Here is a 12,447-nt window from a genome sequence, read left to right as displayed (position 1 = left end):
TTAAAATAGTAGTTTATTTTTTTAAGAATTTTGATAAAACTCCAAAAACACCTCTTATAAAAGTAGCGCTTGTTACAACTTTCAAAACAGATTTGGTAACAACCTCTGTAGTGCTTGGTTCAGATTTTGATGATTTTGCTGGAGCTTGTTCTTCTTGTTGCGCCGCAACTTCCGCAGCTTCTGATAGTTTTTTGTTCAAAATTTCAAAAGCACTTTCACGGTCAATTTCTTCAGCGTATTTCTTAACCAGCTTTGATTTACCGTTTATTTCATCAATTTCAGATTGAGATAAAACGTCCATTCGGCTCGTTGGCGCACGCATCATTGTGGCAACAAGAGGAGTTGGAATACCTTTTTCGTTAAGAGCTGTAACCAAAGCTTCCCCAATTCCTAAACTCGTTAATAGTTCGTCGGTTTTATAATAAGGAGAAGTTGGATAGTTGTCAGCAGTCTTTTTAATAGCCTGACGGTCATTTGCGGTAAAAGCTCTAAGAGCATGCTGAATCTTTAATCCTAACTGAGCTAAAACTCCGCTTGGAACATCCATCGGATTTTGTGTAACAAAATAAATTCCCACACCTTTAGAACGGATTAATTTGACAATCGTTTCAATTTGTTCTAAAAGCGCTTTGCTAGCTTCATTAAAAATTAAATGCGCTTCGTCAATAAAGATAACCAATTCAGGCTGTTCCGCATCTCCTTTTTCTGGCATCTTCTGGTAAATTTCAGCCAAAAGACTTAACATGAAAGTCGAAAATAACTTCGGTTTATCTTGAATATCCGTCAAGCGCATGATGTTAACGTAACCTTTTCCGTTTTCATCAATACGCATCAAATCATCGGTTTCAAAAGATAATTCGCCAAAAAACAAATCACCGCCTTGCTGTTCCAATTCTATAATTTTTCTAAGGATTGTTCCAGTTGTCGCAGTTGATATTTTCCCGTAGCTAGCTGCAATTTCATCTTTTCCTTCCTCAGTAATATAATTGATTACCTTTTTTATGTCCTTCAAATCCAATAAAGGCATTTGATTATCATCGCAATATTTAAAGATTACTGCCACCACTCCAGCCTGTGTGTCATTCAAATCTAAAATTCGAGAAAATAAAACGGGACCAAACTCAGAAACAGTAGCGCGCAGACGTACCCCATTCTGTTTAGAAAGAGACATCAATTCAACAGGAAATGCGGCTACATTATAAGGTACATTTATTTTAGCATGACGTTCTGTAATAAAACCTTCTTCTTTACCTTCTTTGGCTATACCACTAAAATCACCTTTAATATCCATCATTAAAACAGGAATTCCAGCATTAGAAAGCTGCTCCGAAAAAACCTGGATTGTTTTGGTTTTTCCCGTTCCAGTCGCCCCAGCGATTAATCCGTGTCGGTTTAAAGTTTTCAGCGGAATTTTGACATGTGCTTCTGCAATTGGCTCACCGTCAAGTATTGCCCCTCCAAGTACAATGCTGTCTCCCTTCGAAGAATACCCTGTATTTATATCTGCAATAAAATTCTCTTTTTTATTCATGTTTTTATTTGTAATTTAGATTGTTATATGAGTATTTGTTTGTTTTTGGACGTTATTTATGTGGTTTTTTTTAGTAAGAAAAAGCTTTTTTTGATTGAAAATTTAATAAAAAAAAAATTCTCAGCTTTTTAAGAAGATATCAAAGGAATCTTTGAATATTTACTAAAACGTTGTAATTTTTCTAATTATCGTCCTTTTTTTTGTTTTATTTAAAAAATGATGTCGGCAATTTAATGAGATATTTTTTAAATTGAAGTTAAATTTCGGTCAATTAAATTAAAAAAAGTTTTTTTATTTAAACTAAACGTATAAATTTGCTCCTCTACAAGTTAAATATAACTAAAAAATAAAAATTATTTAAAACTATTAAAATTAAAAAAAATGGCAAACGTTAAAGTTAAAAAAGAAAGCACTTCAAATGGGGGAGGAATGATTACTGGAATCATTATTGTTGCGTGTATCTTAGTAGGGGTGTTTATTTGGAAAGTAATCATGGGGGACTCTGCGAACTTCGAAGGAGGTAATCCAGAAACTGGACATCCAATCAATACATTAGGACAAGTTTATAAAGGAGGTTTCATTGTACCTGTATTATTAGGTATGTTTTTAATGGTTGTTGTTTTTTCTATTGAAAGATTTATTGTTATTGGTAAAGCTGCTGGAAAAACTAACCTTGACAAATTCATGAAAAGCGTTCAAGGAAGTATTAAAGAAGGAAACATCGAAGCTGCTATCGCTTCTTGCGACAAACAACAAGGTTCAGTTGCAAATGCAATTAAATCTGCTTTGGTAAAATACCAAGATGTTAAAAAAGAAGGATTCAACAGCGAAGAAGCTTCAGAAGTAATCCACAAAGAAATTGAAGAGGCAACTTCATTAGAAATGCCAATGTTAGAGAAAAACATGACTATTATCTCTACTTTAGTATCTTTAGGTACATTAGGAGGATTATTAGGAACTGTATCTGGTATGATTAAAGCGTTTGGTGCGTTAGCTTCTGCTGGTACTCCTGACCAAGCTGCTCTTGCAACAGGGATCTCTGAAGCACTTATCAACACTGCTACAGGTATCTCTACTTCTATCTTAGCAATTGTTTCTTACAACTTCTTTACTGCTAAAATTGACGATTTAACTTACTCTATCGATGAGGCTGGTACTACAATCGTGAATACTTACAGAAAATTCAGAGGAAGTTTAAGACAATAATTAATTTTTGATTTTATATCAAAAAAATAAAATAAAAGATAATGGCTAAAATAAAAATGAAAAAAAAGTCTACATCGACAGATATGACTGCGATGTGTGATGTAGCGTTCCTTTTGCTAACGTTCTTTATTTTGACCGCTACTGCTAAAGTGCCTGAGGCATTGCCTGTAGATATGCCTGCTTCTGTTGCGATAAGTAAACTGCCAGATACTGATTTGGCTATTATTACAGTAGGAAAAGGGAAAGTGTTTTTTGACATCAAAGGAAGAGAAGTTCGTAAAAGAACTCTTGAAGGAATGGGCGCAAAATATGGTATTGAATTTTCGGAAGAAGATAAAACCAAATTTGCTCTTATGGATGATTTTGGTGTGCCAATTACAGGTTTAAAGCAAATCATTGATATGAAAGCGGCGGACAGAACCAAAGCAAACCAGCCTGGAATTCCTTTGGATTCATTAGATAATCAATTGAAAGAATGGCTTCTAATTTCTAGAAGAGCGACAATTGATTTGGATGACAAAGAATTGCAGATTGCGATTAAAGGAGATGCTAAAGAAGAATATCCAAGAATTAAAAAAATTATGGATATTTTGCAAGATCAGAAAATCAATTCCTTTAACTTAGTTACAGGTAAGAGAGGAAGAGACTTTTAATTAAAAAATATACACTAAGATGGCTGAATTAAATACCGGCGACGGCGGTGGTGGTAAAGGTGGTAAAGTAAGAAGTAAAAAGCAGAATTCGAAAGTCGATTTAACAGCGATGGTGGATTTGGCATTCTTATTGATCACATTCTTTATGTTAACTACTTCGTTGTCAAAACCTCAATCGATGGATTTGTCATTGCCAAATAAAGATGATGATCCGAATAAGAAAACTGAGGATACCAAAGTAGACGAGAATCGTACTATGACAGTAATGTTAGGTGCTGATAATAAAATGGTTTACTATATGGGGTTATTGGCGACACCAAAAGTGGGGCCAAAAGATATTGCATATGGTAAAGATGGTATTCGTAGAGAATTGTTAAAACAAAAGAAAAATGTTTTGGCTTATTCTGCAGCTTTAGGGAAACCTAAAAACGGAATCATTGTGATCATTAAACCAACTAAAAAATCAAATTACCGTAATTTGGTTGATATCTTGGACGAAATGGCTATCACTGGAGTTGATACGTATGCGATTGTTCCTGAGTTTACACCAGAAGAAACAAAAGTGATAGATAAAAAATAAGAGCAATCTTAGATTTTATCGACTTAAAAATCAAGAAGTATGAAATTAGATATTATAAAAAATCAGTGGCTTGATATCGTATTCGAAGGACGTAATAAGATATATGGAGCATACGAGCTGAGAAAATCAAACGGAAAAACAACTGTGAAAGCACTTGTTATTGGTTCTCTTATCTTTAGTGCTGCTGTTGCTGCTCCTCTTATCGCGAGTTTGATACCGGACTCTGCAGATGAAGAAGAGGTTAAAGAGGTTAAGATGGCTGCGGTAAAATTACCTCCGAAAAAAGAGGAAGTTAAGCCTAACATGCCACCGCCACCGCCACCGCCACCAAAAGTGGATCAGGTTAAATTCGTTAAGCCTGTGGTTGCAAAAGCGGAAGAAGTAACTGAAGACCCACCAAAAATTGTTGATTTAAAAGACAAAAAAGTTGGTGCTGAGACTATCAAAGGAGATCCAGATGCAGTTTTAACTGTTGATGAGCCAGTTGGAAAAGGACCAGTAGCAGAGGTGGTACAAGAAGATAACACTGTATATAATACAGCTGGTATCGAAGTAAAACCAGATTTCCCAGGAGGTATTGATAAGTTCTACAAATTCGTAGGAAACAATTATAAAACTCCAGAAGAAGAAGGTTTAAAAGGTAAAGTTTACGTTACGTTTGTAGTTGAAAAAGACGGGTCGTTAACAGATATTAAAGTATTAAGAGATATCGGTTACGGTACAGGAGCAGAAGCAATTCGTGTTCTTAAAAAATGTCCAAAATGGATTCCCGGCGAGCAAAATGGTAAAAAAGTTAGGGTATTATACTCTCTACCTATTACTATTCAATCTGCAGAATAATGTTAAAAGATATGCTTAATAATATTCAGAAGAAATCGCTCAAAGAGCGATTTCTTCTTGTTTTAGGAATACTGTTTTTTTTAATTTATCTTGTGCTCGGTTTAATGATTATGTTCTGGGAAAAACTCCCGCTTAATATGGAACCTAAATACAGATATGCCTTTGGTGGATTGCTAATCGTGTATTCTGGAATAAGATTTTTAAGATTAATTAATTCAAAAGAAGAATAAAATTATGTTGAAATATAGTAAGGCTTTAGGTTTGGTTGTTTTTGTCTTTTTGTTTGCCATGTGCAACCAAAAAAGCAAGAGTGAAACTGAGAAAGAAACCATTTTGAAAGGATCACTTGATATTGCAGTTGACGAAACGGTAAAGCAAATTGTAGACGATCAGGTTGCTGTTTTTGAAGGCACTTACTATGATGCAAAAATTACAGTAAAACCAAAATCAGAAGCTGAAGTAATTAATGATTTATTAAATCAAAAAGCTAAAGTTGCAATTACAACTCGAGATCTTACTGCAGAAGAAGTAGCTCGTTTTGACAAAAGTAAAATTAAGCCAAGGGTAACTCCTTTTGCTCATGACGCTATTGCTTTTATTTCTAACAAAAGCAATAATGATACGTTAATTGCGTTGAAAAGTGTGATTGATTTCATGCAGGGTAAAACAGATGGTAAGATTAAAGGTCTTGTTTTTGATAATCCAAATTCTAGTACGGTTCGTTACATGAAGGGATTAGCGAAGGTAAACGAAATACCTAAATCTGGAGTTTTCTCATTTAAAACGAATAATGAAGTGATCAAATTTGTTTCGGAAAACGATGGAATGATTGGTGTTATTGGTGTTAATTGGTTTTATCAGCCAACTCCTGATATGACGGAAACTATTAAGAAGATCAATGTGCTTTATGTTAAAGGTTTGGACAGTAATGAATATTATAGTCCTACTCAAAATGACCTAGAAATTGGCAAATATCCTTTGGCACGTGATTTGTTTATTATAAATTGTCAAGGTTATTCAGGACTTGGAATGGGCTTTGCTTCATTCATAGCTGGAGATATCGGACAACGTATTGTTTTGAAATCTGGATTACTGCCATACAAGACTCCAGGAAGAAAACTTAAAATTAGAAGTGAAATAATAAAAGATAAAGAATAAATTAATTACAATAAAGATGAATAAATTTAAAATTTTTAGTCTTGCAATAGTTGTCTCGGCTACGGCGGCAAAAGCGCAAGATATCAACCAAGCAAAGAAGGCAATCGATGCCGAACAATTTGATAAAGCAAAAAACATCCTTAAATCAATCATCAAAGCTAAACCTTCAGATGGAGAAGCAAATTTTGTTTTAGGAAATGTTTATTTGAATCAATCTGTTGTCGATTCTGCAAAAATCTATTACAATAATGGATTGCAAGCTTCAGATAAGAAAAACTTAAACTATATTGGTTTAGGTCAATTAGATCTTGATGCAAAGAATACAGCAGCTGCTCAAGCTAATTTTGCTTTGGCAACTAAAGACATGAAGAAAAAGGATGTAAATGAATTTATTTACATCGCTAGAGCTTACATGAATTCTGAAAATCCAGATTATAAAAATGCTATCGAAGTTTTGAAAAGAGCTTTATTAGTAGATCCTCAAAATGCACAGGCATTACTTGCAATTGGAGATGCTTACTACGGAGCAAACAACCAAAATGATGCTTACAAAGCGTATCGTGATGCTTTTACAGCTGACAACACTTTGTTAAGAGCTAAAATGCAATTAGGTGTTTTATTAAAAGGAGCTAAATCTTACGATGAAGCAATTAAATCTTTTAATGAAGTTATTGCTCTAGATGCTAACTACGGACCTGTTTACAGAGAGCTTGCTGAAACATACTACAAATGGGCTAGAAATAAACCTTCTACAGCTAAAGTTAATTTGCAAAATGCAATTACAAACTATGAGAAGTATTTAAGTTTGACAGATTACTCTCTTGATTCTAAAATGCGTCATGCAGATTTCTTGATCTTAGTGAAAGATTACAAGCAATTAGAAACAGTTGCAAACAAAATGATTGCTCAAGATAAAGTAAATCCTAGAATCTACAGATATTTAGGATATGCAGCTTACGAAAATGGAAATGTTGATGTTGCAATTAAATCTATCGAAGATTATATCAAAGCTCCAGGAAATAAAGTTATTGGTAGAGATTACTACTACTTAGGATTAGCTAAGATTAAAAAAGGAACTGCAGCTGACGGTAAAGTAGATCAAGCAGCTTTTGACGCTGGTTTAGCTGATATCAAAAAAGCAATTGAATTAGAGCCTCTTGTAGTTGAAGAATTTGCTGACTTTGGAAAAGATTTGTTTGGTAAAAAACAATATGCACAAGCAGCAGCTATTTTTGAACTTGGAGCAGGAAATCCTGAATCTAAAAATTACTTAGACGACAGTGTTTATTATGGAATTTCTTTATACTACGGTAACGCTAGTAAGCCAAAAGAAAGCCGTGATGCAGCTGCTTTAGGAAAAGCGGATGCAGTTTTTGATAAAATTTTAACTACTGCTCCTAACTATGATGAAGCATACTTGTATAAAGCAAGAATCAACTCTTTATTAGAGAAAGATGATTTGATCATTAAAAATTATGAAGAGTATGTTACTAAAATTTCAGCAAAAGGTGCAGAAGAAGTAGCTAAGCCAGCTGTAGCTAAGAAATTTGTTGAAGCTTACAATGGTATAGGTGCAGCTTATGCTAATACAGATAAAGCGAAAGCTATTGAGTATTTCAATAAAACTTTAGTATTAGATCCTGCAAATTCATATGCTACACAATCTATAAAAGCTTTAAAATAATCTAGATTCTAGAAAATAATAGAAAGCCGATAGTTCAAAAAACTATCGGTTTTTTTTGTTCCGTATATTATTGACTATCTTTGCACTCTTAAAATATTAAAATGTTACCAAAAGAAATACAATTAGAAGTAAATAAAGGAGCAATGCTTCCTTTGATGGAAGAATTTTATACCATTCAAGGAGAAGGTTCGCATACAGGAAGAGCTGCTTATTTTATTAGAATTGGTGGGTGCGATGTAGGATGCCATTGGTGTGATGTGAAAGAAAGTTGGAATGCAGAGCTTCATCCTCCAACAAGCGTAGATTTAATTGTTGAAAATGCTGCTAAATATGCCGATACAGTTGTTGTAACTGGAGGAGAACCTTTGTCTTGGGATATGACACTTTTGACCCAACGCTTAAAAGAGAAAAATTTAAAAGTACATATTGAAACTTCTGGAGCTTTCCCTTTATCAGGAACTTGGGACTGGATTTGTCTTTCGCCAAAAAAGAACAAACTGCCAACACAAACGGTATATGATAATGCGCACGAGTTAAAAGTAATTATTTATAATAAACACGATTTTATTTTTGCAGAAGAACAGGCGGAGTTGGTAAACGATAACGCAATTTTATTTCTCCAGCCAGAATGGAGTAAAAAAGAAGAAATGACGCCACTTATTGTAGATTATGTTATGAATAATCCAAAATGGAGAGTTTCATTACAAACACATAAATACCTTAATATTCCATAAAACAAAAAATCTCTTCAACCGAAGAGATTTTTTGTTTACAGAAGTATACAATATGTATAAAAAATATACGGATTTGAATTATTGCCAGTTTTTGTAATTTTTCAAAGCGGTAATGTGTGCCAAATGATGGTTTCCATGCCAAGCATACATTCCGATTATCTTTTTAAGTTTGTTTTCGGAATTATCTGAAGGATGTATAAACGTTTTCTCCAAATCAGATTCAGTTAAACTTCTCATAATATAGCCTAATCTAAAATGCAGTCCTTTCAATAAATCCAAAGTAGGCTGAATGGGCATTGTTAAATTATCATTCAAATCAGACCAAAGAACTTCATCATAAGCTTTAATAACGGGATTATTTTCTGTCAGTGCCCATTTAATTCTTATAAAACAGTGGATATGACTTTCGGCGCAATGGTGAATTACTTGTCTTATAGTCCAACCGTCAGGACGATATGGCGTATCTAATTGTTCATCGCTTAAATGAATGGTTTCTTTTGCCAGCTTTTCAGGAAGCGTTTCGATTTCTTTGATTTTTTCAGAAAGATATTCTGCCGAGTAATTATCTGGAGCAATAAATTTTCCAATGGGATATTTTAATTTCTCTAAATCCAATTCGTTCATAGTTTTTTATGGTTTGTTTTAAATGGAAAGTCTAGCTAAATAATCATAATGCTCGCCTTCTAAAATAAGCTCGCAGTTTAAACCGTTGGCATTTGCGGCATTTTGAAGTGTATTGTAATCTAAATACAGCCAATCAAAAGGTTCTTCTTTTTCTCCCTTATAGCTAATGTTGAAAACAAGTTCGCCATAATAATCATTTTCAGACGGAATCCATTTACCGCCATCTTCATCTTCATCAAACATATAAATGATGTCGGAACTGTCAATCAAAATTTGCCCGCCTGGATTTAATAGTGATTTCAATTTGGTTAAATAAGTATTGCAGTTTTTTAGCTGGCCAAAAATTCCCGTTCCATTCATTAAAAGTAGGATAGTGTCAAATTTTTCTCCTTCAAAAGTTAAAATATTTTCAACTGTAGCATTTTTAATTCCGCGAAGGCGACAAGTTTCAATGGCTTTTTCTGAAATATCGATAGCAGTTACTTCTAAGTTGCGTTCGTTTTGAAGTGATAAAGCATGACTTCCCGCTCCGCATCCAACATCCAAAATTTTTCCTTTTGCCAATTGTAACGCTTTCTGTTCAATTTTTGGCATTTCATTATAAGCGCGAAAAAGATACTCAACACTCATTTCATCTTCTTCAGAAATCGAAGTTTCAGTAATAATATCTTCAGGCGAATTTTTGGTGTAAAAATCAAATATCGCTTTTCCAAAAAGATCTTTCATTGTTTTAGTTCAAAGTTTAAGGTTTCAAGTTCAAAGTTGCTTAATTTTGCAGATCAACTTTAAAGATTGAACTTGAAACAGATTTTAAATAACTTAAGTAAGTTAGCCAAAGATAAGCATAACGAGAATAAAAAGTATTTCGATAAGCTTAAAAAGAAACCGCCAAAGAATTTAGATTATATTATGCAGGATTTGCATGATGCTGAATTTAAAAGAACGGATTGCTTAAAGTGTGCTAATTGCTGTAAAACGACAGGTCCGTTATTTACTTTGGCAGATATCGAGCGAATTTCAAAACATTTTAGGCAAAAGCCGCAGCAATTCATTGATCAATATCTGCGAATTGACGAAGATAAAGATTATGTTTTGCAAAGCGTTCCGTGTACTTTTTTGGATAATGAAAACTATTGTATGATTTATGATGTTCGTCCCAAAGCCTGTAGAGAGTTTCCGCATACAGACCGAAATAAATTTTACCAGATTTCGAACCTTACGTTGAAAAACGTTGAAATTTGTCCAGCTGCATTTAATATCGTTGAAGAAATGAAAAAGAAACTGCCATTATAATAAATTGGCAATTGTTTCTAGAGAAATCTTAATTTCCTTTTTTAAGATGTATTTTTGAGAAAGGAATAATAAAATAACCTATAGAAAACTCCTAATTTGAATTTAGAATATTTCATAGCCAAAAGACTTATTACTGCAAAAGATTACAAAAGCAGTATTTCGGCGCCTATAATAAAAATTGCTATTTCGGCGATTGCAATCGGTATTATCATGATGATGGTTTCTGTAGCAACTGGAATAGGATTGCAGAAAAAAATCAGAGAGAAAGTTTCTGCCTTTAATGGCCAGATTATAATTTCTAATTATGATAATAATAATTCAGAAGTTACAACAGTTCCTATTTCAAAGAAACAAGATTTCTATCCTAACTTTAAATCTGTTCCAGAGGTAAGCCATATTCAAGCAGTGGCTAGTAAAGCTGGAATAATTAGAACAGAAAATGCTTTTGAGGGAATTGTCTTCAAAGGAGTGGGTGCTGATTATGATTGGAATAATATTAAAGAATATATTGTTGAAGGCAAACTGCCTGATTTTACAAAAACATTAAATGAAGATGTTATTATCTCTAGATTTCTTGCAGATCGTTTAAACTTAAAAATCGGAGATCAATTCAATACCTTTTTTATAAAAGAAGAACAAGGAAAAATGCCAAATAGTCGTCGATTTAAAATTGCGGCCATATTTAATTCAGGTTTTCAAGATTTTGATGCGACATATATTATTGGTGACATCCGACATATTCAGAGAATTAACAAATGGAGTGAAAATCAAGTTGGAGCATTCGAGATTTTTGTCAAAGATTTTAATGAAATCAAATCGGTAGGAAATAAAATTTACGAAGAGACATCGTCAAATCTTGATACGAAAACCATTGTAGAAAAATACAGTTATATTTTCGATTGGCTTCAGCTGTTCGACTTTAATATTATAATCATTTTAGGAGTTATGATTCTAGTTGCTACAATTAATATGGTAGTAGCACTTTTGGTGCTTATTTTGGAGAGAACCCAAATGATCGGAATTTTAAAATCAATGGGAGCAAATAACTGGTCCGTCCGTAAAATATTTTTATATAATGCTTTCTATCTAATTTTGCGAGGATTATTCTGGGGGAATTTAATTGGGATTTCAATTCTATTAATCCAGCAACAATTCGGAGTAATTCAACTCAATCCTGAAAACTATTATGTAAATCAAGCGCCAGTCTATCTAAACTGGATGTATATACTCCTATTAAACTTGCTTACTATTGGTGTCTGTTTCTTGGTGTTATTAATTCCATCTTATATAATAACAAAGATATCCCCAGTAAAAGCAATTCGTTTCGACTAATTAAAAGAAAAGTCATATATCCAACCCGACGGTTTTCCAAAACCAGTCGGGTTTGTTTTTTTGTTACATATATACAAGTATAAAATGTCAGGTTTAAAAATAGCAAAGCAGAATCTAGGCGCCATAAAACCCGACAGGTTTTGAAAACCTGTCGGGTTTGCTTATATATAATAATATGTAAGGCTGAGCGCAGCGAAGCGCTACAGTTTTGGAATTTAAAAAATTGGAATTTAATAAATGTAAGGAGCTATTTCCCGCTATCCGCTCCAATCTTTTTGGGGCGAACCCCGCCCCAAAAAGGATTTCCGCTCCTATCGGGGCTATGGATTGCGTTTCCAAAAGAAAAATGGAAGTGAAACTCCGCGTCTTGGCGCCTCTGCGAGAGCAAAAGCGGAAGAAGGGAGGCTGTCGGATCTTAAATCCTTCCCGGAGAGCGGGCATAAAATGTGGAAATTCCGCAAAACCGCCGATCCAAAAGCGAGGCAAAATGGGAAAACTTCAATGGGATTCAGAAAAACCCCACACGGATGCAAAAATATTCCAATTGTAAATAAGCTGTTACCAGCAAGTTAAGGGAAAGATCAAGAAAAAGCGAAAAAAAGCCGGAAAAAAAGCTTGGAAAAGCGGAAAAAGGTTCTACTTTTGCACCCGCAACAGCGAAACGCTCATCGAAATACTGCAGGCAATTGAATCGAAAGAAAAGAGATTTTCTTAAAAAAAAGATTCGAAAAAGCTTGCGGGAATTGAAAAAGCTTTTTACATTTGCACCCCGCAAAACACGGAAAGTCCATTGAAATGCTGAAAGGAAAATG

At 33.8% G+C, this 12,447-nt stretch carries 14 protein-coding genes; 10 read left to right on the top strand and 4 right to left on the bottom strand.

Annotated elements, in window-relative coordinates; translation table 11 throughout:
- Positions 1–13 precede the first annotated feature (13 nt).
- The gene (locus tag J7574_RS00070) at positions 14–1,531 is read right to left on the bottom strand and encodes a helicase HerA-like domain-containing protein (RefSeq protein WP_290962668.1); all 1,518 of its coding nucleotides are present in this window, start codon (positions 1,529–1,531) and stop codon (positions 14–16) included.
- Positions 1,532–1,912: 381 nt separating this feature from the next.
- On the opposite strand from J7574_RS00070, the gene J7574_RS00065 reads away from it, so the two are divergent.
- The 8 genes from J7574_RS00065 to J7574_RS00030 all read left to right on the top strand — a co-directional run bounded on the left by J7574_RS00065 (position 1,913) and on the right by J7574_RS00030 (position 8,386).
- Positions 1,913–2,737 (top strand): MotA/TolQ/ExbB proton channel family protein, encoded by an 825-nt coding sequence (locus J7574_RS00065; RefSeq protein WP_008464979.1) that lies wholly within the window; start codon positions 1,913–1,915, stop codon positions 2,735–2,737.
- Between the two features lie 41 nt (positions 2,738–2,778).
- The gene (locus tag J7574_RS00060) at positions 2,779–3,390 is read left to right on the top strand and encodes a biopolymer transporter ExbD (protein WP_274254459.1); all 612 of its coding nucleotides are present in this window, start codon (positions 2,779–2,781) and stop codon (positions 3,388–3,390) included.
- 19 nt (positions 3,391–3,409) lie between these two features.
- Positions 3,410–3,970 (top strand): biopolymer transporter ExbD, encoded by a 561-nt coding sequence (locus J7574_RS00055; RefSeq protein WP_177211950.1) that lies wholly within the window; start codon positions 3,410–3,412, stop codon positions 3,968–3,970.
- A gap of 39 nt (positions 3,971–4,009) precedes the next feature.
- Complete coding sequence (locus J7574_RS00050) at positions 4,010–4,810, top strand: energy transducer TonB (protein WP_290962659.1); 801 nt, start codon at positions 4,010–4,012, stop codon at positions 4,808–4,810.
- Complete coding sequence (locus J7574_RS00045; RefSeq protein WP_111286913.1) at positions 4,810–5,040, top strand: hypothetical protein; 231 nt, start codon at positions 4,810–4,812, stop codon at positions 5,038–5,040. The genes J7574_RS00050 and J7574_RS00045 overlap by 1 nt, the downstream gene beginning before the upstream one ends.
- A gap of 4 nt (positions 5,041–5,044) precedes the next feature.
- Positions 5,045–5,968 carry a PstS family phosphate ABC transporter substrate-binding protein gene (locus J7574_RS00040; RefSeq protein WP_290962654.1) on the top strand — a complete coding sequence of 308 codons (924 nt, stop codon included), beginning with the start codon at positions 5,045–5,047 and terminating at the stop codon, positions 5,966–5,968.
- Between the two features lie 16 nt (positions 5,969–5,984).
- Positions 5,985–7,652 carry a tetratricopeptide repeat protein gene (locus J7574_RS00035; RefSeq protein WP_290962652.1) on the top strand — a complete coding sequence of 556 codons (1,668 nt, stop codon included), beginning with the start codon at positions 5,985–5,987 and terminating at the stop codon, positions 7,650–7,652.
- 101 nt (positions 7,653–7,753) lie between these two features.
- The gene (locus J7574_RS00030) at positions 7,754–8,386 is read left to right on the top strand and encodes a 7-carboxy-7-deazaguanine synthase QueE (protein WP_290962650.1); all 633 of its coding nucleotides are present in this window, start codon (positions 7,754–7,756) and stop codon (positions 8,384–8,386) included.
- 78 nt (positions 8,387–8,464) lie between these two features.
- On the opposite strand, the gene J7574_RS00025 is transcribed toward J7574_RS00030, so the two are convergent.
- Positions 8,465–9,010 carry a YfiT family bacillithiol transferase gene (locus tag J7574_RS00025; protein WP_290962648.1) on the bottom strand — a complete coding sequence of 182 codons (546 nt, stop codon included), beginning with the start codon at positions 9,008–9,010 and terminating at the stop codon, positions 8,465–8,467.
- Positions 9,011–9,028: 18 nt separating this feature from the next.
- Positions 9,029–9,736, bottom strand: a complete 708-nt coding sequence (locus J7574_RS00020; RefSeq protein ID WP_290962646.1) for a methyltransferase domain-containing protein — start codon at positions 9,734–9,736, stop codon at positions 9,029–9,031.
- Between the two features lie 72 nt (positions 9,737–9,808).
- Here J7574_RS00020 and J7574_RS00015 point away from each other — a divergent pair, with 72 nt between their 5' ends.
- Entirely contained in the window at positions 9,809–10,303 is a 495-nt protein-coding gene (locus tag J7574_RS00015) for a YkgJ family cysteine cluster protein (RefSeq protein ID WP_198855503.1), read from the top strand.
- Positions 10,304–10,399: 96 nt separating this feature from the next.
- Entirely contained in the window at positions 10,400–11,635 is a 1,236-nt protein-coding gene (locus J7574_RS00010) for an FtsX-like permease family protein (protein WP_290962642.1), read from the top strand.
- Positions 11,636–12,143: 508 nt separating this feature from the next.
- Here J7574_RS00010 and J7574_RS00005 read toward each other — a convergent pair.
- Positions 12,144–12,447, bottom strand: a 304-nt coding sequence (locus J7574_RS00005) for a hypothetical protein (protein WP_290962640.1), incomplete at its 5' end; no start/stop codon positions are given.

This window comes from Flavobacterium sp. (genome assembly GCF_017744675.1).
In the GTDB taxonomy this organism is placed as follows: domain Bacteria; phylum Bacteroidota; class Bacteroidia; order Flavobacteriales; family Flavobacteriaceae; genus Flavobacterium.
This window is presented reverse-complemented; position numbering and strand designations above follow the sequence as displayed.